The sequence below is a fragment of the Chromobacterium fluminis genome, assembly GCF_011602385.1.
Taxonomy (GTDB): Bacteria; Pseudomonadota; Gammaproteobacteria; order Burkholderiales; family Chromobacteriaceae; genus Chromobacterium; species Chromobacterium fluminis.
Window position 1 is genome coordinate 1 of record NZ_JAAOMA010000063.1, and the last position, 21,836, is coordinate 21,836.

Genomic DNA, 21,836 nt, shown 5'->3' on the forward strand with positions numbered 1-21,836 from the left:
TTACACCTATCGGTTATTCGTTTTGTTAAAGAGCGGTGCAGATCGCTGCGTTTCGTTTCCGCCGCTGCGTTGTCTGCTGAGGAGGCGAACTATACGTCACGACCCCTAACCCGTCAACACCTTTTGCGACAAAAACCTCAACAAAAGCGGGCCTCACAGGGCAAACCCTTGATGCGGCAAGCAATATCCGAAAGGGGTATTTACCGACACACCTCAACCGCCCCGCCGAACCATGAAAAACGGGCCGGCGAAACGCCGGCCCGTCATGGCTTGGTATACCCGTTTATATAGAAGTGCTCTGGGGAGATCAGTCCTCGCTACGGCGCTTACTATTGCTCCTGCGCGCCGCCGGCCTGCGTTGACGCGGGGCGGGAGACGCCTCGCCCACCGGCGGCTTGCCGGCAAGCGATTGGCCCGCTGGAGGCGCGCCAGCCTCGGACGCAGGCGTCGCTGCCGTAGGCGCCGGCTTGGCAGCCGCAGGCGCAGCACTAACAGTTTTTGGAGCCGCCGCCTTGCTTGCTACTGGCTTGCTGGCTGCTGGCTTGCTCGCAGCAGACGGACTCGCCACAGGCTTGTTGACCGCAGGCTTCGACACCGGCGATTGAGCCCCCCCTCTGCTTCGCCCCTTGGGCGCCGCTGGCAATGCCGGCGGTTTTGCCTCTACAGGCTTAGGCTCGGCAGCCCGGCGCGAACCGCCCTGGCGCGCGCCGGCGCTGCGCGCGGGCACTGGCCTGGCGGTTTGCAGGTCGCCTTCTTTGACCAGAGCGAAGTCGACTTGAGCGCTTTCCAGATTGGCGCTCATCACCTTCACGGTCAGCGTATCGCCCAAGCGGTATTGCATGCCGCTCTTCTCTCCGACAATCGCCTGGACGTCCTTTTTGAAGTGAAAGTAGTCCTTGCCCAGTTCGGAGATATGCACCAGGCCTTCGACATACACCTCATCCAGCAACACGAATACGCCGAAGCTGGTCACCGCGCAGATCTTGCCCTTGAAGATCTCGCCTACCTTGTCCCGCATATAGTAGGTTTTCAGCCAGGACTCGACGTCGCGACTGGCATCGTCCGCCCGGCGCTCGGTCATAGAGCAGTGCACGCCCAGTTGCGCCCATTTGCCCGGCTTGTATTTGCCGCCTTTGAGCACCGCCTTGATCGAACGGTGCACCAACAAGTCCGGGTAACGGCGAATCGGTGAAGTGAAGTGCGCGTAAGCCTCGTAAGCCAAGCCGAAGTGGCCGTTATTGTCCGGGGTATAAACCGCTTGCTGCATGGAACGCAGCAACATGGTCTGCAACACCGGCGCATCGGGCCGTCCATGAATTTGTTCCGCCAGTTTGGCGTAGTCCTTGGCCGTGGGCTTTTCCCCGCCGCCCAAACTCAAGCCGACCAAACGCAGGTAGTTGCGCAGATTCTCCAGTTTCTCTTCAGTCGGTCCCTCATGTACCCGATACAAGGCTTTGTGCCCGTTCTTCTCCAGGAAATCAGCGGCACAAACATTGGCCGCCAGCATGCACTCTTCAATCAGGCGATGTGCATCGTTGCGCACTACCGGCACGATGCGTTCGATCTTGCCCGCGTCGTTGAAGATCATCTGGGTTTCCACAGAGTCGAACTCGATCGCCCCACGCTGGCTGCGCGCCGCAAGCAACACCTTGAACAAAGAGTATAGGGTCTGGATCTGCGGCAACACCGGGCTATCGCTTCCCTTCTGAATCCACTCCCAAACCTGGTTATAGGTCAGCCTCGCCTTGGACAGCATCACCGCTGGATAGAACTGATAGCGCTTGACCACACCCTTGGCGTTGATCTGCATATCGCAGACCATGCACATCCGCTCCACGTCCGGATTCAGCGAACAGATGCCGTTGGACAAGGCCTCCGGCAGCATCGGAATGACTCGGCGCGGAAAGTAGACCGAAGTACCACGGTTAAGCGCCTCCTGATCCAACGCATCGCCCGGCTCTACATAAAAACTGACGTCGGCAATCGCCACGATCAAACGGAAGCCCTTGCCCTGCTTCTCTGCATACACGGCGTCATCGAAATCGCGTGCGGTTTCGCCGTCTATCGTCACCAAGGGCAGATCGCGCAGGTCGACTCGATCCTTGGTCCAGTCTTTCTTGCGCACCTTTTTCGGCGTCGCCTTTGCCTGGGCCAGCGTTGCTTCAGGGAATTGATGAGGCAGATCGTGCTTGCGCAGCGCGATCTCGATTTCCATGCCGGGATCGGCGTAGTTACCCAGCACTTCCACGACTTGGCCAACAGGCTGACGGTAGGCATCCGGGTGCTGAAGGATTTCCACCATGACTACCTGGCCGTCCTTGGCACCCGCCTCTCCACCCGGCTCAATCAGAATGTCGTGATTAATGCGGCGGTCTTCCGCCGTCACCACCCACACGCCCCGGACCCGGTTGATGCGGCCGACCAACCGCGTCACCACGTGATCCAACACCTCTACGATCTTGCCTTCCTGCCGACCTCGGCGATCGACGCCGGACGGACGGACCATCACCCGATCGCCATGCATCACTTTTTTCATTTCCCGCTCGGGCAGAAAAATATCTCCGCCCTGACCTTCGCCTTCATCCGGGATGGCAAAACCGTAGCCGTCGCGGTGACCGGACACTTTACACTTGATCAGGTCCAGTTTTTGAGCGACGCAGACTGCGCCTTTGCGATTGATGATGACTTCGCCGTCTCGCTCCATTGCCCGCAAGCGACGTTCGAAATAAATAGATTCGGCTCGCGCAATCGACAACATGCGCGCCAATTCATCAGGAAATAGCGGCACCCCCTGCTCGGCCAAAATTTTTAAAACGAACTCTCGGCTCGGCAAAGGATTGGAATATTTAAGTTTTTCCCGTTCCAGGAAGGGGTCCTGTTCGCGGAGGGACAGGGTCTTTTGTTTTTTTTGTGTTCTAGCCATTGACACCCTCAAGAATATGTCTATAATTCGCATCTCGTTGCAGAGATGCAGCGAAATAATACAGCAAAGCGAAGCCCAGGTGGCGGAATTGGTAGACGCACTAGGTTCAGGTCCTAGCGCCCGCAAGGGTGTGGAAGTTCGAGTCTTCTCTTGGGCACCACTGACTTACTCTATTGTAATCGTGATGTTCGCTCTGTATAGTAACAATCTGGTTGGCCCAGGTGGCGGAATTGGTAGACGCACTAGGTTCAGGTCCTAGCGCCCGCAAGGGTGTGGAAGTTCGAGTCTTCTCTTGGGCACCAACAGTTTAAACGACTCCGATGATGTTTATATCGTAGTCCAGTAGTAAAACAATTTAAGTATTATGCCCAGGTGGCGGAATTGGTAGACGCACTAGGTTCAGGTCCTAGCGCCCGCAAGGGTGTGGAAGTTCGAGTCTTCTCTTGGGCACCAATAAACCCCCGTTGATTTATAATCAACGGGGGTTTTGCATTTCCCCCTCAGCGCGAGGCCAACTCTTCCCCGGCTCGCGGATCCAGCGTGGCGAACATCAGGCCGGACAACATGGTCAAGGCGCCCATAATAGCGAAAGCCCAGGCGAAATCGACCACGGTCAAGGCTGCATGCCCCTGCAGCCCGCTCACTCCCTGGACAACAAAAGCCCCCGCCGTCACCCCGCAACCCGCAGCCAGTTGCTGCGCCACCCCTGAAAGACTGGTGGCATGGCTCATGCTTCCCGACTCAACCTCGGCAAAAGAAATCGCGTTCAAGCTGGTGAACTGCAAAGAACGGAGACAACCGCCTAATACGAAAACCAACAACATCCAGACATAGCTCGGAGCCTCGTAGAACAATGCGTACGCCGCGATGGAAAGGCCCGCCAACATGCTATTAACCATCAATACCCTGCGGAAACCGTAACGCCGCAATATGCGCATCACCAGCGTCTTCATGAAAATGGCACCCACCGCGGTAGAACAGGTCAGCAAACCGGAGACAAAAGGATTGAGACCCAGGCCCAGTTGCAACATCAGCGGCAACAAGAAGGGCGTGGCGCCGATGCCCACCCTGAACACGAAGCCGCCCACCACGCCGGCATGAAAAGTCGGCAAGCGCAACAAGGACAAATCCAACAAGGGATGAGCTGTGCGACGGTAATGCAGCAGATAAAGCCACAGCAAGCCCATGCCTGTCGCCGCCAGCACGACGGACCATTGCGCCGAGACCAAATGCCTGCCCTCGGAAGCCAGACCCAGCATCAACAAGGACAGGCCGACGCCGCTCAAAGCAAAGCCCAACCAGTCCAGCGGCGGTACTTGTTCGTTCTTCAAGTCTTCGATGTGGCGCTTGGCGAGCACCCAGCCCAGCACGCCAATAGGGATATTGATCAAGAATATCCAGCGCCAATGCAGATAGGTACTGATAAAACCGCCCAAGGGCGGTCCAATGACCGGCCCCAGCAAAGCGGGAACCGTCAAATAACTGAGCGCCCGCACCAGATCCGCTTTCGACGTGGTGCGCAAAATCACCAAGCGCCCCACCGGTACCATCATCGCGCCACCGATACCTTGCACAAAACGCGCCAGCACAAAGCCGCCCAATGTATTGCTAAGCGCACACAACACGGATCCCGATACAAAGACGACAATGGCTGCGCGGAAAATACGCCGTGAGCCAAAACGGTCCGCCATCCAGCCGCTGATGGGGATAAACACGGCCAAACTGACCAAGTAAGACGTCAGCGCCAACTTCAAGCCAATCGGCTCCACCAACAGGTCGCGCGCGATAGCCGGCAAAGAGGTGGATATCACTGTGGCGTCCATGTTCTCCATGAACAAGGCGGTGGCCACGATCAACGGGGTCACCATGCCAGCGGCGAGCTTAAGCTGCATGACGATAAAATTTCAGGAATGGAAACGTCAGTGTAGCACCGGCCATCGCCGGGACAACGAGACCGGGCGGCGCAAATGATGTCGAAACGTAAAGCGAGCCCCGCAAGCGCTCTCAAGCCACCGGGAGGCAAAACAGACGCCGCCCCTCCCGCGCGCTCTGCTCTCCCTGCTCCAGCAAGGTCATCACCCGCCACGCTTCCCTAGCCGTCACCGGATTAGACCCCAGACCTTGCGCGGCGCGAGCCACCCCACGGTAGAAATCACGATAATCACCCAAGGGCGACGAACGGGACTCCCGCATTTCTCCGTCGTCCCGCTGACGGAACAAGATGCCCGGCTCAAGGTCCACGCCCCAACCCGTTTCGCCAGGGCGGCCGCCACGCTTCAAATAGTCCTCCTGGCTGTCCAGGCCGAATTTGACGTAACTGGCGAGCGTGCCGTGCAAACTAAAGCGCGGGGTGCCGCCGCTGACCAAGCAGGAGCCGTGCAGCACCGCCTGATGCTCCGCATAGCCCAACTGTACATGAAAGTAGTCTGTCGCCTGCGCACCGGCCCTTTGTTTGAACAAGTTCGCATAAATCGTCTGCGGCCAGCCCAGCAACTGCAAGGCCTGATCGAGCAAGTGCGGCCCCAGGTCGTACCACAGCCCCGCTCCCGGTTGGTCCCGCTCGCGCCAACGCGCGCGGACCTGCGGCCGATAACGGTCGAAATGGGACTCGAAATGGCTGAGCGCTCCCAGCTCGCCGCTGGCCAACAGCGCCTTGAGCGCCAGGAAATCAGCGTCCCAGCGCCGATTGTGAAACACCGACAACAGCGGGCTGCCCGGCCGCTCGGCCATCAAGCACAGCTCCCGCGCCTCCGCCTGCGTCACGGTGAACGGCTTGTCCACCACCACATGCTTGCCTGCCATCAAACCCGCGCGCGCCTGCGGATAATGCAATTGGTTGGGGCTGGCGATAACGAGCATATCGATGGCAGGATCAAGCAAAGTCTGCTCCAAAGCAGCCAGCACCGACACCTGCGGCCAATCCACCCGCACCTCGTCCGGCCGGCTGCTGACCACGGCGGCCAGCTTCAATTCGGGCGTAGCGGAGATCAAGGGCGCGTGAAAAGTCTTGCCGGCGTAGCCGTAGCCCACCAAGGCGACATTCAATGGCTGCATGTGTTTTGCTTTCGGTAACCAGAATCCAAACAGTCTACGCCCGCCGCGGACATGAAAAAACCCGCCTGGCAGGCGGGTTTCCGGCGATGAGTCAAATCGGACTTACAGACCGAAGGGATGACGCATCACGATGGTTTCTTCGCGGTCCGGACCGGTAGAGATAATGTCCACCGGCGCGCCGCACACTTCGGCGATACGAGTCAGGTAGGCCTGGGCATTGGCCGGCAGGTCTTCCCAGCGCTTGGTGCCGAAAGTGCTTTCGCTCCAGCCGGGCATGGTTTCGTACACCGGTACGCACTTGCTGACCGCGTCGGAACCAAACGGCAGAATATCCACCTTTTCACCGTCCAGAGTGTAACCCACGCACAGTTTGATCTCTTCCAGGCCATCCATCACATCCAGCTTGGTCACGCACAGGCCTGACACGCCATTGATCTGGATAGAACGCTTGAGTGCGGCGGCGTCGAACCAGCCGCAGCGACGCGGACGGCCGGTTACCGAACCGAATTCGTTGCCGCGCTTGGCCAGGAACATGCCGATATCGTTCTCTTGCTCGGTCGGGAACGGACCGGAACCCACGCGGGTGGTGTAGCCCTTGACGATGCCCAGCACGTAGTTAAGCATTTGAGGAGCTACGCCGGCGCCCGGCGCTGCAGCGCCGGCCACGCAGTTGGACGAGGTCACGTACGGATAGGTACCGTGGTCGATGTCCAGCAGGGTGCCCTGCGCGCCTTCGAACAGCAGCGGGATACCCGCCTGGTTCATGTCGTACAGGGTGCGGGATACATCGGCCACCATGGGCTTGATGCGCTCGGCCAGTTTCAAGGTGTCGGCCAGGATGGCGTCGAAGCTCACCGGCTCAGCCTGGAATAGCTTGGTCAACATGAAGTTGTAGTATTCGACGTTTTCCTTCAGCTTCTCGGCGAAGCGGGCGGTGTCGAACAGGTCGATCACCTTCAAGGCGCGTCGCGCCACTTTGTCTTCGTAGCAGGGGCCGATGCCGCGGCCGGTCGTGCCAATCTTGCCGGCACCCTTGGCCGCTTCGCGAGCCTGATCCAAAGCCACGTGGTAGGGCAGGATCAGCGGGCAGCCTTCGGAAATCTTCAGGCGGGCGGCGACGTTCACGCCGGCGGTTTCCAGCTCGTCGATCTCTTTGAGCAAGGCTTCCGGAGACAACACCACGCCATTGCCGATGAAGCACTCGACATCGTCGCGCAGAATGCCGGACGGAATCAGGCGCAGCACGGTTTTCTTGCCGCCCACCACCAGAGTGTGGCCCGCGTTGTGACCGCCCTGGAAGCGAACCACGGCACGCGCGTGGTCGGTCAGCCAGTCAACGATCTTGCCCTTGCCTTCATCACCCCACTGGGTACCGATCACGACAACGTTCTTGGACATTGGAAAAACCTCTTCTTCAGTCAGATTCAAAAATCAGTTAAATGAAACCACATGCCAATCCGAGCCATCCAAAGTCAGCTCGCGATCGCAATTCAAGGCCTGGGCGGACTCGCCCAGATAATCAATCACCACCATTTCGCCCGCTGCGCGCAGGCGGGCCACTTCAGCCCGCGCCTGCGGCCAGTGCTTGGCGGCCAAGCGAATGCCCCTGACCGAACCTTGCTCCGGCAGGATGCGGATCAGGTCGCGCAAATCCAGGCTGAAGCCGGTTGCCGGTCGGGCACGGCCGAAACGACGGCCCACATTGTCGTAGCGGCCTCCGCGCGCCAGTTCCTCGGCCCAGCCCTCAGCATAGGCGGCGAACAGCAGGCCGTTGTGATACTGCGTGCCGCGCAGTTCGGTCAGGTCGAAGCTCAGGGCCACCCTGCCCTTCAGCGCCTTGGCCACAGCGGACAGCTGCATCAGGCCAAGCTCCACCTCGGGCAAGGACGGCAGACGGGAACGCGCCCGGTCCAACTCCTCGATCGGACCGTACAATTCCGGCAAAGCCAGAAAAGCGCTGCGGTACGGCTCGGCGACATCGCGGACCAACTCGCGAATGCTGGCCACATCCTTGCTCTGCAGCTTGGCAAACAGCGCCCGACTGATCTCTCCCGACAAACCGGCGGCGGCGGCAATGCCGCGGTAAATCGCCATATGGCCGATGTCCAGCCGCAGGCCGGACACGCCGGCGCGCTCCAAGGTGCCCAGCATCAATTCGATGATTTCCAGGTCGGCCTCGACGCCGGCGTAGCCGTACAACTCCGCCCCCACTTGCAGCGGCTCGCGCGATCCCGCCAGACCATCCGGTCGGGTATGCACCACGCTGCCGGCGTAGCACAGCCGGGTCACGCCGGTACGCTCGCCGAGCAAGTGCGCGTCTATGCGCGACACTTGCGGCGTGATGTCGGCGCGCAAGCCCATTTGCCGGCCGGACAACTGATCGTCCAGCTTGAAGGTCTTGAGCTCGAGCGAAGCGTCTTCCTCGCTGATCAGCGAATCGATGTACTCGATCAGCGGCGGCAGCACCAACTCGTAGCCCGCCACGCGAAAGCCTTCCAGCATCGCCGCCTTGGCGGACTCCACCTGGCGCGCGGTGGCAGGCAGAACATCCGCGATGTATTCCGGTAACAGCCAATTACGCATGATTCTTTTCAACAGAATAAAAGGCGGGAAGCGTCCCGCCTTGTTATCAGCAAACTGGCCAGGTCGCCCCGGCCAGTGTTCCATACTCGATTGTCTTGCGCGGCGTCTTCCGCCAGCCTTGGCCGCTTACTTGGCCTTGGCCGCTCCCGACTGCGGGTTCTTGAAGTACTTGAAGAACTCGCTGCTCGGCTCCAGCACTAGGACGTCGCTCTTGTTCTTGAACGACTCCTTGTACGCGTCCATGCTGCGCCAGAAAGCGTAGAAGTCCGGGTTCTTGCCGTAAGCCTCGGCGTAAATCGCCGCCGCCTTCGCGTCGCCCTTGCCCTTCAGCTCCTGAGCCTGACGATACGCTTCGGCCAGCACCACCTCGCGCTGCTTGTCCGCTTCGGCGCGGATGCGTTCCGCGTCCGCGGCGCCCTCGCTGCGCAACTGGCTGGCGACGGTGCGGCGCTCGGACTGCATGCGATCGAAGACCGAACTGCTTATTTTATCCGGAAAATCGACTCGTTTTAAGCGCACGTCGAGAATTTGTACGCCTATTTTACGCGCATCCGCGTCCGCGCGCTTGCGAACCGTATCCATCACCTGATCGCGCTTGCCGGAAATGACGTCGGCAACCATCTTTTGGCCGAATTCCGCGCGCAACCCGTCATTGATCGTCTGTTTCAAACGCGCCACAGCGGCGGCCTCGGAACCCACACTCTTGTAGAACTGCTCAACGTCCACCACACGCCATTTGACGAAGCTGTCCACCAACACGTTCTTTTTCTCGCGGGTGTTGAACAGTTCCGGCGCCTCGGCGTCGATGGTCTGCACGCGGCGATCGAAGTAACGCACATTCTGCAGCAGCGGCACCTTGAACTGAATGCCCGGCTCCTTGATGATGCGCACCACTTCGCCAAACTGGAAAACCAGCGCGTATTGGCGCTGATCCACGGTGAACAGCGACAGGCTGGCAACAAATAGCACACCGGCTATGGCAACTACAGTCGGAATCAGTCTATCCATTGCTTATCGCTCCGCCCCAAAAAAATCACGCCCGCGGGTCACGTCCCGCCCCCCTTTGGCATTGCCGGCCTGAGCGGCCGGCGCAGCCGACTCCGCCTGCTGCGGAACCGCGCTGGCGGCGGGCGCCGCCGCGCCGGAAGCGCCCGGATTGCTCTGCTGGATCAGCTTGTCCAAAGGCAGGTACAAGAGATTGTTGCCGCCCTTCTGGTCCACCACCACCTTGGTGGTGCTGCTCATGATCTGCTGCATCATGTCCAGATACAGGCGATCGCGCATGACTTTGGGTGCTTTGTTGTATTCAGACAACACTTGCTTGAAGCGCGATGCGTCGCCTTCCGCGCGGGAGACGACTTTCTGCTCGTAGGCTTCTGCCTCCTGCTGCAGGCGCGCTGCCAGACCCTGGGCCTTGGGCAGCACCTCGTTGGCGTAAGCCAGGCCTTCGTTGCGCAGCTTGTCCTTGTCCTGACCGGCCTTCACCGCGTCGTCGAAGGCTGCCAGCACTTGCTCGGGCGGCTGCACCGCGTTGATGTTGACCTTGGCGATGCGCACGCCCAGCGAATAACGATCCAGCACTTCCTGAATCAGTTTCTGGGTTTCCACCGCGATCTGCGTCCGCCCTTCGTTCAACACGAAGTCGACCTTGTTGCGGCCCACCACTTCGCGAATCGCGGTTTCGGTCGCCTGCTTGACGATGTCCTTGGCGTCCCGCTCGCGCGAGGCGTTGTTGAACAGGAAGGCGCGCGCGTCCTTGATGTCGTATTGCACCGACAGCTGGACGTCGATGATGTTCTGGTCCGAAGTCAGCATCAGCGACTCTTCCGCCACTCGCGTCTGGGCGGTGTTGCGGTAGCCCACTTCCACGCTGCGCACTTCGGTCAGGTTGACGATCTCCACCTTTTCAATCGGGAACGGCGCGTGCCATTGCAGGCCCGGCTCGGTCACCCGGTTGAAGCTGCCCAGGCGCAGCACCACGCCTTGCTCGCGCGCATCCACCACGTAGAAACCGCTGGCCAGCCACAAGGCCGCCAATACGCCCACCACGGCGATGGCGCCGCCCTTGAACGGCGGTTTGATGCCGGACGCGGGACTGCCCCCTGCACCACTGCCTTTGGCGCCCAGCAGCCGCGACAGCTTCTGATTTAGGTTGCGGAATACTTCATCGAGGTCCGGCGGCCCTTCATTGCCTCGACGGCCTCGGTTAGGGTCATTCTGCGACATGCTCGTAATAGTCTTTATGGTTGTTTTGAGAAGGATGCACGCATTCGGCAACCGCCGCGCGCAAGAGTTCCAGGCCGGCGCCGGTCAGGGCCGAAACCCGCACCGAAACCGGACGGCCCGCCGCGTCGTGCTCGACCTCCGGCTCCATCTCGCGCAGATCGCATTTGTTCCAGACCAGCAGCTGCGGAATACCGTCCGCGCCGATTTCGGCCAACACCTTGTTGACCTCCTCGATCTGCACATCGCGCATATCGCTGGAGCCATCCACTACATGCAACAAAAGGTCCGCACGCACGGTTTCCTCCAGGGTGGCGCGGAACGCGGCCACCAGAGTGTGCGGCAGATCGCGAATAAAGCCCACCGTATCGGAAATCACGATGGATGTCTGGTGATTGAGAAACAGCTTGCGGCTGGTGGTGTCCAGCGTGGCGAACAATTGGTCCGCCGCGTAGATGCGCGCTTTGGTCAGCGCGTTGAACAAGGTGGACTTGCCAGCATTGGTGTAGCCGACGATGGACACCGAGGCAATACCAGCTCGCCCGCGTCCCTTGCGCTGGGTATTGCGTTGTTTTTGCACTTGAGCCAGGCGCTCTTTCAGCGCCTTGACGCGGATGCCCAGCAAACGACGGTCGGTTTCAAGCTGGGTTTCGCCGGGGCCGCGCAAGCCTATGCCGCCCTTCTGCCGCTCCAAGTGGGTCCAGCCTCGCACCAGGCGGGTGGACATATGCGACAGCTGAGCCAGTTCGACTTGCAGCTTGCCCTCATGGCTGCGCGCGCGCTGCGCGAAAATATCCAGAATCAGGCTGTTGCGGTCGATAACGCGGCACTGCAGTGCCCGCTCCAGATTGCGTTCCTGACCAGGCGCCAAAGCATGGTTGAATATCACGACATTGGCGTCGGTGGCGCGCACCAGCAGGCCGATTTCCTCGACCTTGCCCTTGCCCGCGAACAGCGCGGCGTCCGGGCGCTGCCGCTTGCCTTGCACCACGCCCATCACCTCGACGCCGGCGCTCTTGACCAGCTCGGCGCACTCGGCGATATTTTCCTGGTAATCGGCATCTCCAAAATCCAGACAGACCAGAACCGCCTGGTCGCCTAAGTCGGGACGATCAAACACTATTCGGAAACCATAGTTGAGGCGCAAAAGATAAAAGGCCGACAAGCCGCGCCAGATTGGCGCGGCCGATCGGCCCGGTCACAAGCACAGCAACGCTTTAGGCGTCTTGCTGCTCCTGCTTTTGCACCGGGTGTTCATGGGGAAGATTGACCGGACGGGCGGGTACGACGGTGGAAATGGCGTGTTTGTACACCATTTGGGTCACCGTGTTTTTCAACAGCACCACGTACTGGTCAAAGGATTCTACCTGACCCTGAAGTTTAATGCCGTTCACCAGGTAGATGGACACCGGCACATGTTCCTTACGCAGGATGTTCAGGAACGGGTCTTGTAACATTTGCCCTTTAGAGCTCATTCGTTATTCTCCGAATCGTTGATTGTTGTATTAACTGAACCTTACAGCCCGGTTGTCTGCTTATTATTAGCAGAAAACATCCCGGCGTACTATTTTTTACTGCTGCCCTTGCCGTTCTTGCCGTAACGCACTTCTTTCTCGCGTCCGCGCATCTTGGACATCGGCTTGGGCTTGGCCCGGGACTTCTCCTTGCCGTCGTCGGTGTCGAACGGATTTTCCGAAGACTTGTACTGCACGCGCAACGGCGTGCCCTGCAGCTTGAACACTTTCCGGAAAGTGTGTTCCAGATAGCGGGTATAACTGTTCGGCACCGCATCCAGCGCATTGCCGTGCACAACAATAATGGGCGGGTTCTGCCCCCCCTGGTGCGCATAGCGCATCTTCGGGCGAATCAGGCCCGAGCGCGGAGGCTGCTGACGTTCCAGCGCCACTTGCAGCACTCGAGTCAGCTTTGGCGTGGCCAGTTTGGCCATGGCCGCCCTGTACGCCTCGTCGATGGACTTGAACAAGTCTGCCACGCCGCGGCCTTCAATGGCGGAGATGTAATGGAACTTTGCAAAATCCAGGAAGTTCAGCTTGCGCGCGATCTCGCGGCGCACTGTTTCCTTTTGCTCCCCATCCAGGTTGTCCCATTTATTCACCGCCACTACCAGCGCCCGGCCCGCTTCCAACGCAAAACCGGCGATGGTGGCGTCCTGCTCGGAGATATCCAGTTGGGCGTCCAGCACCAGCACCGCCACGTTGGCGTCTTCGATCGCCTTCATGGTCTTGATCACCGAGAACTTCTCCAGCATCTCGCTGACCTTGGCCCGACGACGCACGCCCGCGGTGTCAATAATGGTGTAGGTATGGCCATCTCGCTCAAAATCAATATATATGCTGTCGCGAGTGGTGCCGGCCTGATCGAAGGCGATAACGCGCTCTTCGCCCAAGATGGCGTTGACCAGAGTGGACTTGCCGACATTGGGCCGGCCGATCACCGCGAACTTGGGATGGCGCGAGGCTTCTTCTTCCACTTCTTCGGGGAAGTCCGCCAACACCAGTTCCATCAATTCGCGCACGCCGTCGCCATGAGCGGCGGAAATCACCAACGGCTCGCCCAGCGCGAGCTCGTGGAATTCGGCACCGGCGATAGCGTGGCGCATCCCTTCCGCCTTATTAACGGCGAGGAAGACCGGACGCTGCAGCTGGCGCAGACGGTTGGCGATGATTTTGTCTTGCGGGGTCAGGCCGTTTCGGCCATCCACCAGGAACACCACGGCATCGGCTTCGTCCACGGCCTGCAACGTCTGCTTGGCCATTTCAAACAAGATGCCTTCGTCCACCACCGGCTCGAAACCGCCGGTATCGACCACCAGATACGGCTTCTCGCCCACGCGGCCATGGCCATAGTGGCGATCACGCGTCAGGCCGGGCTGGTCGGCGACCAGGGCGTCGCGGCTGCGGGTCAGCCGGTTAAATAAGGTCGACTTGCCCACATTGGGGCGGCCGACCAGAGCTACGGTAGGTTTCATGAGTACTGCTTTATTATCCCAAAGTCAGCATTGCCAGACGACCGTCCTTGCCTTGCATCAAGGCGGACGAACCCAGCGACACCGGTTGATTGGCCAGGGCGGACCCGACCTTGACTCGGCCCACGATGCTGCCGCTCTCATTGGATAGCAGATGGGCGTAACCTTCGCCATCTCCTACCAACACGAAGCGGCCCAACAGAGCGGGGCCGGTGACGTCCCGATATTTCAGGTCGTCGGTTTTCCAAATATTGCGGCCGGTGCCGCGATCAAACGCCCAGACGGAGCCGTCTTCCGCGGTCACGTAGACATTGCGTCCGTCCACGGCCAGGCCGCGGCTGGACGAAATTTCACGCGCCCACAGCAGATTGCCGGAACGCGCCTCAAAGCAGGCCACTCGTCCCTGATAGGCCACCGCGCACACCTGGCCGGCGTCGAACACCGGCCGCGAAGTCACGTCGGTCATCCGTTCCAGTTCGGTGGCGCCGCGCGGGTTGGCTACCGCGCCCTGCCACAAAGCGTTGCCGGTCTGCGGATTGATGATGTCCAGGCGGCCACCGGCCTGCCCCACCATCACCGCTTCCTTGCCCACCGCCTGCATCGAACCATTGTTGCGCACGGTCAGCTGCGGCAGCACATTGCCGCTGGACCACAGTTGCTTGCCGCCGTCGCTCAGGGAGAAACCGGTCAGGCGCGCGTCGTTGGTGCGCACCAGCACCATGTCGCCGGCCACCTGCGGCGCCTCCAGCATCAAGCTGGTCAGCGGCTGTTGCCACAGCACTTTGCCGCTGGCGCGCTCCACCGCCAACAACTTGGCGTCCTGGGTGCCCACCAGCACCATATCGCCGGCCACGGCGACGCCGGCGCTCAGCTTGCGCTTCAGATCCACGTCCGCGCTGACGCGGCCGCTGAGGGCGTCGATGCTGCGCACGCGGCCATCGGCGTCGGCGCTCACCACCAGGCCGTTGGCGTATACCGGCAAGAAGCCGGCCGCCGGCGCGGCCTGAGCCGCCGTCCATTTGACGTCCAAGCCCTGCAGGGGTTTGATCGCGGCGAGCGGGGTAGGCTTGAACTGGGTATTGCCTTCAAACCAGCTGGCGCAACCGGCCAGCAGCGAGGAGGACAGCACAGCGGTAAGCAACAATTGGCGGCGCATGCGATCAGCCTCCCAGCGCGTCAAGTTTGGTCTGGATGAACTGGCGGTTGGGCGAATCGCCCACCAGTTTGGCCAAAGCGGATTTATAGGCGTCGCGCGCGGCGGCGGCGTCGCCCTTGGCGACCAGCACATCGCCCTTCAAGTCCAGAAACAACGCGTCGAAACCGGCCGGGTGCTCCTTGTTCAGTTCGGCGATCGCCGCGTCGTAAGTTTTCTGATCCAGCAACAAGGAAGCCAGGCGCAGGCGGGCGATGGCGCCTACCGATTCATCCTTGCCATTGGCCAGCACCCACTCCAGCTGGCTCTTGGCCAACGCGAGGTCGCTCTTGTCGAAAGCGGCCTTGGCCAGAATCAGCGAACCGCGCGTGGCATAGGCCGAGGAGCCGAAGTCGTTCTGCAACAGCGTTACCGCCGACTTCAACTTGGCGATGTCCTTGGCGGCCACCGCCGCGTCGATGTTCTCGTAAGCGGCCGCGGCTTTTTGCGCCTGCTGCTCCTGGTAATAGCGATAGCCCTTGAAGCCCAGATAGGCGATGGCGGACGCCGCCAGCACGCCGGCAATCAGCTTGCCCCACTGCTGCCAGAAGGCCTTGATCGAATCAATCTGTTCTTGTTCCTGCAAGTCGAACGCCATTGCGCCCCTCTCCCTTAAGCTTTCAGTGAGATCAGCGTGGCGGCCACCGCTTCCGCCGCCACAGTTTGTTGGTCCATCTCGGCGCGCAGCGCCTTGATCACCGCCTGACCCGTCTTGATTTCATCTTCGCCGACGATGACGGCGAACTGCGCGCCGCTGCCGTCGGCTTTTTTCATTTGCGACTTGAAACTGCCTTCGCCCAAGTGCTGCACCACCGACAGGCCGGCGGCGCGCAGGCTTTGCGCCAGCTTCATCGCGTACAGCGCCGCGCCTTCGCCTTGGTTCACCAGATAAATGTCGACGCTGCGTTGCGCCGGCAGCAATTGCTTGTCCTGCAACAACAGCACCACGCGCTCCAGACCCATGCCGAAACCAATGCCTGCGGCGGGCTTGCCGCCCAGTTGTTCGATCAGGCCGTCATAGCGGCCGCCGGCGCAAATCGTGCCTTGCGCGCCCAGCTCGTTGGTCACCCATTCAAACACCGACTGGTTGTAGTAATCCAAACCACGCACCAGTCGCGGGTTTTCCACGAAGTCGACGCCCAGTTCGCGGATCATCGCCTTCCAGCCTTCGTAATGCGCGAGGGACGCTTCGCCCAGGTAGTCGGACAGCTTGGGCGCCTCGTCAGCCATCCGCTGCAGGGCAGGGTTCTTGGTGTCAAGCACGCGCAAGGGGTTGCTGTACATGCGACGCTTGCCGTCTTCGTCCAGAATGTCCACGTGCTGTTCCAGATAGGCGATCAGCGCCTGGCGATGCGCGGCGCGTTCCTCCTGGTTGCCCAACGAATTGATTTCCAGGCGCACATACTGGGACAGGTCCAGACGACGCCACAAATCGGCGGTCATCGCGATGATTTCGGCGTCGATATCCGGACCGGCGAAGCCCAGCGCTTCCACGCCCATCTGGTGGAACTGACGATAGCGGCCCTTCTGCGGACGCTCATGGCGGAACATCGGCCCCATGTACCACAGTTTCTGGGTGGCATTGTACAGAAGGTTGTGCTCGACCACCGCGCGCAGGGTGCCGGCGGTGCCTTCGGGGCGCAGCGTCAGGCTGTCGCCGTTCAGGCTGTCGATGAAGGTGTACATCTCCTTCTCCACCACGTCGGTGACTTCGCCGATGGCGCGGACGAACAGCGGCGTGGTTTCGACGATGGGGGTGCGGATATTCTGATAGCCGTAGTCAGCCAGCAGTTCGCGCAGCTTGCCTTCAAAGAACTCCCACTGGTAGGACTCGGCCGGCAGCACATCATTCATGCCTTTGACCGCTTGATATTTTTGAGCCATTGCTTGTTTTCTTGTGTATCGCTTGAATCAGTGCCCGGTCATTGCGCCAAACGCGCTCAAACGCCTACCGGACGAATCGGAATGGTGCGGCTTCCGCCCTCGCGACGCTTGGCGCCGCCTTCGCCGTAACGGCTTTGCACATAGCGATCAACCAAGTCCGTGAACTCGGAGGCGATGTTGTCGCCCTTGAGGGTAACATCCTTTTGACCGTCGACGTAAACCGGCGCCACCGGCACTTCGCCGGTGCCGGGCAGCGAGATGCCGATATCGGCCAGCTTGCTCTCCCCCGGGCCGTTGACCACGCAGCCCATCACCGCCACCTTCATGTCTTCCACGCCCGGGTATTGCAAACGCCATACCGGCATCTGCGTGCGCAGATACGTCTGAATCTGATCCGCCAGCTCCTGGAAGAAGGTGCTGGTGGTGCGGCCGCAGCCCGGACAAGCGGTCACCAGCGGGGTGAAGCTGCGCAGGCCCATGGTTTGCAGCAACTCCTGCGCCACCACCACTTCCTTGGTGCGCGCCTCGCCCGGCTGCGGCGTCAGCGAGATGCGGATGGTGTCGCCTATGCCTTGCTGCAGCAAGATCGCCAGCGCGGCGCTGGAGGCGACGATGCCCTTGGAGCCCATGCCAGCCTCGGTCAGCCCCAGATGCAAGGGGAAGTTGCAGCGACTGCCCAGGTCGCGGTACACGGTAATCAGGTCCTGCACATTGCTGACCTTGCAGGACAGCAGGATCTGCTCGGCCGGCAGCCCCAGTTCCATCGCCTTGTCGGCGGACTCCAGCGCGGAAACGATCAGCGCTTCGCGCATTAGCCGCTCCAAGGGCAGCGGCTGGTCGACGCGGTTGTTGGCGTCCATCATTCTGGCCAGCAAAGCCTGATCCAGGCTGCCCCAGTTGACGCCGATGCGCACCGGCTTGCCGTATTCGATGGCGGTGCGGATCATGAAGGCGAACTTATCGTCGCCCTTGGCGCCCTTGCCCACATTGCCCGGATTGATCCGGTATTTGGCCAGCGCGCGCGCGCAATCGGGATATTCCTTCAGCAAGCGGTCGCCGTTGAAATGGAAATCGCCGACCAAGGGAACGGCACAGCCGGCATCGTCCAGCCGTTGGCGGATTTCCGCCACCTTGGCCGCCGCCTCCGGCGAGTTGACGGTGATGCGCACCAGCTCCGAGCCGGCTTCCGCCAGCTCCAGCACTTGCCGCACCGTGGCCGCCGCGTCCGCGGTGTCGGTGTTGGTCATGGACTGCACCACCACCGGAGCGTCCGATCCTACAATGACATGCCCCACCCTAGCCTGCAGGGTGGGGCGTCGCGCGATGTTCACGCTATCCATTCGCTACCTTGAATTACTTGAGTTCCAGCTTTGCCGTGGTGCCGCGGATCTTGTCCGTGAGGTCCACCGCTTGGCCATTGAAATTCACCGCCACTTGCGAGGCGTTGCCGATCACCAGTTTGAACGGCGGCGTACCGACCGCTTCCTGGGTGCTACCCGGCTGCAAGGTCTGGAACACCAGCTTCTTGCCAGTGGCGTCCACCACCGACACCCAGGCTTCCGCCTCCTTGACCGTCAACACCAGCTTGCCGCTGGCGGCCGCCGCCACGGCGGCGCTGGCCTGCGGTTTGACAAGCGGCGACGCCAACGGAACCGGCGCGCTAGCCACGCTAGCCGTCTTGACCGGCTGCGGCGCGGAGGCCGGAGAAGGCGCGACGACGGCTGCCGGCGCCGAGGCCGGCGTCTCCGCGGAGAATGCGGCGGGAGCGGAGGCTTCGCCCATCGGCGCTGAAGACAACTCAGTCGCGATGGCGGAAGAAGCGTCTGCCGTCGGCCGGCTGTCGCCGCCGTGGTTGCTGGCCAGCCATGCGACGCCTCCGCCCAGCGCCGCCACCACCAGCAAACCTACGATCCATTTGCCGGAAGATCCGCCCTCGTCCGACGCAGGCGTCTCGCCGGAATGCCCGGGCGCCTCGTGCGCGCCGTCGCGCACCAGATTGGCCACGTCGTTGACCGCGGAAGGAAACTGCCTGTCCAGCGCATGCATCAACGGTTCGGGGTCAATCTGCAAAAAGCGGGCGTAATTACGGACAAAGCCGCGCACGAAGGTCGCGCCCGGCAAGATTGTGAAATCGTCGCGTTCTATCGCCTCCAGCTGCCGCATCGACAGTTTCAGCCTATCCGCGACTTCCCCCAAGCCCATGCCTGCCGCCTCGCGGGCGGCTTTCAGCCGGGCGCCGACGCTGGAACCTGTCGGTTGTCCCTGTTGTTCGAATTGTTGCTCCATCCTCAGCTTCCACTCAACAGCAGTTGTGTTTCTTTGGAATCCGGATAACGGTTCTTGAGCGCGGCGGAACATTCGCTTTCCAGCACTCTGTTGCCGCTCTTGCGCCCAATCTGCACGCCAAGCCACAGGTCGTCGGCTTGCAGCGCCGCGCCCTTGCCTATCCGTTCGAAATAGAAAGCAGCCAATTTGGCATTACCCAGCCCAAGATGCAACTGTGCTAATTCCCGCAACGCGGGCGCGAAATTAGGCGCGGCGCGCAACGCCGCCAGCAAGTAATCGTTGGCCTGCTCTTGATTGCCGGCCTTGGCGCTGCAATGCCCCAGGTTCAAATAAGCCGTCTGAGGCGAATCATACAGCGGGTTGGCCAGCGCTTTCTGAAAATAGGACAAAGAATCCTGCAGCCGGTTTCGATCGCACAGAAACAAACCGTAATTATTGTTCGCCTCCGGGTTGCTTGGATCCAGTTGCAGGGCTTTGCGGTAATTGGCTTCGGCGGGTCCGTCCTCGCGCAACTGGGTCAAAACATAGGCGCGGGATACATAGGCCGGGACATAGGCCGGATCCGCGGCTACGGCCTGATCCGCCGTTTCGAGCGCCACTTTGTAATTGCCGATCTTGGCGTATTCTATCGCCAGCTGGCTGCGTATCGTCGCCAACTCGCGCGACGTTTCGGCATCGGCGGCAAATGCGGTTGAACTCACAGCCATCCCTAAACAGGCCATCAACCCCATTTGCCGTATCGTCATTGCTTATTGTCCTCTACGAGCTGCATCCATTTGGCTTGACGGCGGGTTTTGTCCATCACTTGGCCTGCCAGCTGGCCACAGGCGGCGTCGATGTCGTCGCCGCGCGTTTTCCGCACCGTCACCACGTAACCGCGTTCCTGCAGAATTTCGCGGAACGCGCGAATCGCATTGTTGCTGGAACGCTCATAACCCGAGTTCGGGAACGGATTGAACGGTATCAGATTGAACTTGCACGGCACGTCCCGCACCAGTTCCAGCAGTTGGCGAGCATGTTCCGGTCTATCGTTGACACCGTCAAGCATCACGTACTCGAAAGTGATGAAGTCGCGCGGCGCCTTTTCCAGATAGCGCTGACAGGCCGCCATCAACTGCGCCAGCGGGTATTTCTTGTTTATAGGCACAATCACGTCGCGAATGGCGTCGTTGGGCGCGTGCAGCGACACCGCCAGCGCCACGGGGCACTCTTCGCGCAGCCGGTCCATCTGCGGCACCAGGCCGGAAGTGGACAAGGTCACTCGCCTGCGGGACAGGCCGTAGCCATGATCGTCCAGCATGATTTGCATCGCGCTGACCACGTTGTCGAAGTTGGCCAGCGGCTCGCCCATGCCCATCATCACCACATTGGACACGACTCGCTCGTTCTTGGGCGTCACGCCCATCGCCTTATTGGCCCACCACAGCTGACCAATGATCTCCGCGGTGGACAGATTGCGATTGAATCCCTGCCGGCCGGTGGAGCAAAAAGTGCACTCCAGCGCGCAGCCCACTTGGGATGACACGCACAAGGTGCCGCGCTCATCCTCGGGGATGAAGACGGTTTCGACGCCGTTGCCGGTGCCGACGTCGAGCAGCCACTTGCGGGTGCCATCACTGGACGCCTGCCCGGTCATCAGCGAGGGAACCTTCACTTCGGCGCGTTCATGCAGCTTGGCGCGCAAGCTTTTGGCCAAGTCTGTCATCGCGTCGAAGTCGGCTTCCGCCATCTGGTGTATCCAGCGCATCACTTGCTTGGCGCGAAACGGCTTCTCGCCCATTTCGGCGAAATGCCGGGTCAGCTGGTCCAGATTGAAGTCGAGCAGGTTGGTTTTCATGCATTCCTCGGGATAAAGCAAAGGCGGTGTGGACGACCGCCTTTTCGACGGAGCCCGTCCATGAGGACAGGCTCCGCAAACAACGGAGTACTATGAGATTAGCGGGCGCTGATCTCGGATGCAGCAAAGAAATAAGCCACTTCGATCGCGGCGTTTTCCACGCTGTCGGAACCATGAACGGCGTTGGCGTCGATGGAGTCGGCGAAATCGGCGCGGATGGTGCCGGCTTCAGCCTTCTTCGGATCGGTCGCGCCCATCAGTTCGCGGTTTTTCAGCACGGCGTTTTCGCCTTGCAGCGCCTGGATCATCACCGGGCCGGACACCATGAAATCAACGAGGTCCTTGAAGAACGGACGTTCTTTGTGCACGGCGTAGAAGCCTTCGGCTTCGGCGCGGGACAGTTGCTTCATCTTGGCGGCCACGATTTTCAGGCCAGCGGATTCGAAACGATCGTAGATTTTGCCGATGACGTTTTTACCAACGGCGTCCGGCTTAACGATGGACAAGGTGCGTTCAATTGCCATATAAATTCTCCCAAACATCAAGACAAGTGGCTAAACTTGAGTATTATGCAGCCACTCGGGTTACCCAATTTTGACGAACCCGATATTTTAGCAGTGTTTTCAACCATGTGCTGCACATTTCTCAGTCTCAACGGACCATGCGCGAACAAAATCAACAAGACCCCGACAAGACCGGCGGCGAGGCCGAGCTCAACAGCAAGCTGAAAAAGCGGTTGATGATCGCCGGCGGCCTGGTCGCCGTGGCGCTGGCCGCCATTCCGCTGTCCGACAGCTTCAATAAACCCAAGGTGGAAATGACCGCCAGCAGCCAGAGCCCCAGCTCCGGCAAGATCATCAAGCCCTGC

General features: G+C 60.6%; 18 protein-coding genes, 3 tRNA genes and 1 pseudogene. 4 read left to right on the forward strand and 18 right to left on the reverse strand.

The features are described from left to right. Positions 1-307 precede the first annotated feature (307 nt). Positions 308-2,923: a ribonuclease R gene (rnr, locus tag HA052_RS25055; RefSeq protein ID WP_166454119.1), complete on the reverse strand. Its 2,616-nt coding sequence runs from the start codon at positions 2,921-2,923 to the stop codon at positions 308-310. A gap of 73 nt (positions 2,924-2,996) precedes the next feature. On the opposite strand from rnr, the gene HA052_RS25060 reads away from it, so the two are divergent. The 3 genes from HA052_RS25060 (at position 2,997) to HA052_RS25070 (ending at position 3,376) form a co-directional block, all read left to right on the forward strand. Further along, positions 2,997-3,083 (forward strand) — tRNA-Leu (locus HA052_RS25060). Positions 3,084-3,138: 55 nt separating this feature from the next. Next, positions 3,139-3,225: transfer RNA gene (locus HA052_RS25065), tRNA-Leu, on the forward strand. Between the two features lie 64 nt (positions 3,226-3,289). Next, a tRNA-Leu gene (locus HA052_RS25070) sits at positions 3,290-3,376 on the forward strand. A gap of 47 nt (positions 3,377-3,423) precedes the next feature. Here the strand turns inward: HA052_RS25070 and HA052_RS25075 are convergent. The 17 genes from HA052_RS25075 to ndk form a co-directional block, all read right to left on the reverse strand. Beyond that, a complete protein-coding gene (locus tag HA052_RS25075) occupies positions 3,424-4,773 on the reverse strand; it encodes an MFS transporter (protein WP_346774589.1) in 1,350 nt (449 codons plus the stop codon). A 154-nt stretch (positions 4,774-4,927) separates the two neighbouring features. Continuing rightward, the gene (locus HA052_RS25080) at positions 4,928-5,977 is read right to left on the reverse strand and encodes an oxidoreductase (RefSeq protein ID WP_166454110.1); all 1,050 of its coding nucleotides are present in this window, start codon (positions 5,975-5,977) and stop codon (positions 4,928-4,930) included. Between the two features lie 102 nt (positions 5,978-6,079). After that, a complete protein-coding gene (locus tag HA052_RS25085) occupies positions 6,080-7,375 on the reverse strand; it encodes an adenylosuccinate synthase (protein WP_166454111.1) in 1,296 nt (431 codons plus the stop codon). 33 nt (positions 7,376-7,408) lie between these two features. Further along, on the reverse strand, positions 7,409-8,560 hold the full coding sequence (locus HA052_RS25090) for an ATP phosphoribosyltransferase regulatory subunit (protein WP_166454112.1): 1,152 nt from the start codon (positions 8,558-8,560) through the stop codon (positions 7,409-7,411). Between the two features lie 126 nt (positions 8,561-8,686). Next, positions 8,687-9,568: a protease modulator HflC gene (gene hflC / locus HA052_RS25095; protein WP_081547400.1), complete on the reverse strand. Its 882-nt coding sequence runs from the start codon at positions 9,566-9,568 to the stop codon at positions 8,687-8,689. A gap of 3 nt (positions 9,569-9,571) precedes the next feature. Further along, on the reverse strand, positions 9,572-10,786 hold the full coding sequence (gene hflK / locus HA052_RS25100; RefSeq protein WP_166454113.1) for an FtsH protease activity modulator HflK: 1,215 nt from the start codon (positions 10,784-10,786) through the stop codon (positions 9,572-9,574). Continuing rightward, the gene (hflX, locus tag HA052_RS25105; protein WP_166454114.1) at positions 10,773-11,903 is read right to left on the reverse strand and encodes a ribosome rescue GTPase HflX; all 1,131 of its coding nucleotides are present in this window, start codon (positions 11,901-11,903) and stop codon (positions 10,773-10,775) included. Before hflX ends, hflK begins: the two co-directional genes overlap by 14 nt. Before the next feature lie 97 nt (positions 11,904-12,000). After that, on the reverse strand, positions 12,001-12,258 hold the full coding sequence (hfq, locus tag HA052_RS25110) for an RNA chaperone Hfq (protein ID WP_039756760.1): 258 nt from the start codon (positions 12,256-12,258) through the stop codon (positions 12,001-12,003). Between the two features lie 89 nt (positions 12,259-12,347). Then, positions 12,348-13,772, reverse strand: coding sequence for a ribosome biogenesis GTPase Der (gene der / locus HA052_RS25115; RefSeq protein WP_081547396.1), 1,425 nt, complete (start codon positions 13,770-13,772; stop codon positions 12,348-12,350). Positions 13,773-13,785: 13 nt separating this feature from the next. After that, positions 13,786-14,925 carry an outer membrane protein assembly factor BamB gene (gene bamB / locus HA052_RS25120; RefSeq protein ID WP_081547394.1) on the reverse strand — a complete coding sequence of 380 codons (1,140 nt, stop codon included), beginning with the start codon at positions 14,923-14,925 and terminating at the stop codon, positions 13,786-13,788. Positions 14,926-14,929: 4 nt separating this feature from the next. Then, on the reverse strand, positions 14,930-15,559 hold the full coding sequence (locus tag HA052_RS25125; RefSeq protein WP_081547392.1) for a YfgM family protein: 630 nt from the start codon (positions 15,557-15,559) through the stop codon (positions 14,930-14,932). 14 nt (positions 15,560-15,573) lie between these two features. Continuing rightward, the gene (hisS, locus tag HA052_RS25130) at positions 15,574-16,845 is read right to left on the reverse strand and encodes a histidine--tRNA ligase (protein WP_166454115.1); all 1,272 of its coding nucleotides are present in this window, start codon (positions 16,843-16,845) and stop codon (positions 15,574-15,576) included. A 56-nt stretch (positions 16,846-16,901) separates the two neighbouring features. Beyond that, positions 16,902-18,185, reverse strand: a complete 1,284-nt coding sequence (gene ispG, locus HA052_RS25135) for a flavodoxin-dependent (E)-4-hydroxy-3-methylbut-2-enyl-diphosphate synthase (protein ID WP_166454116.1) — start codon at positions 18,183-18,185, stop codon at positions 16,902-16,904. Between the two features lie 13 nt (positions 18,186-18,198). After that, positions 18,199-19,131, reverse strand: coding sequence for a RodZ domain-containing protein (locus HA052_RS25140; protein WP_166454117.1), 933 nt, complete (start codon positions 19,129-19,131; stop codon positions 18,199-18,201). Positions 19,132-19,133: 2 nt separating this feature from the next. Then, a complete protein-coding gene (gene pilW / locus HA052_RS25145) occupies positions 19,134-19,877 on the reverse strand; it encodes a type IV pilus biogenesis/stability protein PilW (RefSeq protein WP_346774588.1) in 744 nt (247 codons plus the stop codon). Beyond that, entirely contained in the window at positions 19,874-20,968 is a 1,095-nt protein-coding gene (gene rlmN / locus HA052_RS25150) for a dual-specificity RNA methyltransferase RlmN (RefSeq protein WP_166454118.1), read from the reverse strand. The genes pilW and rlmN overlap by 4 nt, the downstream gene beginning before the upstream one ends. Before the next feature lie 98 nt (positions 20,969-21,066). Continuing rightward, complete coding sequence (ndk, locus tag HA052_RS25155) at positions 21,067-21,492, reverse strand: nucleoside-diphosphate kinase (protein WP_081547382.1); 426 nt, start codon at positions 21,490-21,492, stop codon at positions 21,067-21,069. Between the two features lie 137 nt (positions 21,493-21,629). Here ndk and HA052_RS25160 point away from each other — a divergent pair. Then, positions 21,630-21,836: pseudogene (locus HA052_RS25160) on the forward strand (SPOR domain-containing protein); the annotation flags it as partial.

What these genes read in the sequence shown, in the direction of transcription:
- rnr (WP_166454119.1), bottom strand. Translation starts at nt 2,923, where the DNA reads ATGGCTAGAACACAAAAAAAACAAAAGACCCTGTCCCTCCGCGAACAG.
- HA052_RS25080 (WP_166454110.1), bottom strand. Translation starts at nt 5,977, where the DNA reads ATGCAGCCATTGAATGTCGCCTTGGTGGGCTACGGCTACGCCGGCAAG.
- HA052_RS25085 (WP_166454111.1), bottom strand. Translation starts at nt 7,375, where the DNA reads ATGTCCAAGAACGTTGTCGTGATCGGTACCCAGTGGGGTGATGAAGGC.
- HA052_RS25090 (WP_166454112.1), bottom strand. Translation starts at nt 8,560, where the DNA reads ATGCGTAATTGGCTGTTACCGGAATACATCGCGGATGTTCTGCCTGCC.
- hflC (WP_081547400.1), bottom strand. Translation starts at nt 9,568, where the DNA reads ATGGATAGACTGATTCCGACTGTAGTTGCCATAGCCGGTGTGCTATTT.
- hflK (WP_166454113.1), bottom strand. Translation starts at nt 10,786, where the DNA reads ATGTCGCAGAATGACCCTAACCGAGGCCGTCGAGGCAATGAAGGGCCG.
- hfq (WP_039756760.1), bottom strand. Translation starts at nt 12,258, where the DNA reads ATGAGCTCTAAAGGGCAAATGTTACAAGACCCGTTCCTGAACATCCTG.
- der (WP_081547396.1), bottom strand. Translation starts at nt 13,772, where the DNA reads ATGAAACCTACCGTAGCTCTGGTCGGCCGCCCCAATGTGGGCAAGTCG.
- bamB (WP_081547394.1), bottom strand. Translation starts at nt 14,925, where the DNA reads ATGCGCCGCCAATTGTTGCTTACCGCTGTGCTGTCCTCCTCGCTGCTG.
- HA052_RS25125 (WP_081547392.1), bottom strand. Translation starts at nt 15,559, where the DNA reads ATGGCGTTCGACTTGCAGGAACAAGAACAGATTGATTCGATCAAGGCC.
- hisS (WP_166454115.1), bottom strand. Translation starts at nt 16,845, where the DNA reads ATGGCTCAAAAATATCAAGCGGTCAAAGGCATGAATGATGTGCTGCCG.
- ispG (WP_166454116.1), bottom strand. Translation starts at nt 18,185, where the DNA reads ATGGATAGCGTGAACATCGCGCGACGCCCCACCCTGCAGGCTAGGGTG.
- HA052_RS25140 (WP_166454117.1), bottom strand. Translation starts at nt 19,131, where the DNA reads ATGGAGCAACAATTCGAACAACAGGGACAACCGACAGGTTCCAGCGTC.
- pilW (WP_346774588.1), bottom strand. Translation starts at nt 19,877, where the DNA reads ATGACGATACGGCAAATGGGGTTGATGGCCTGTTTAGGGATGGCTGTG.
- rlmN (WP_166454118.1), bottom strand. Translation starts at nt 20,968, where the DNA reads ATGAAAACCAACCTGCTCGACTTCAATCTGGACCAGCTGACCCGGCAT.
- ndk (WP_081547382.1), bottom strand. Translation starts at nt 21,492, where the DNA reads ATGGCAATTGAACGCACCTTGTCCATCGTTAAGCCGGACGCCGTTGGT.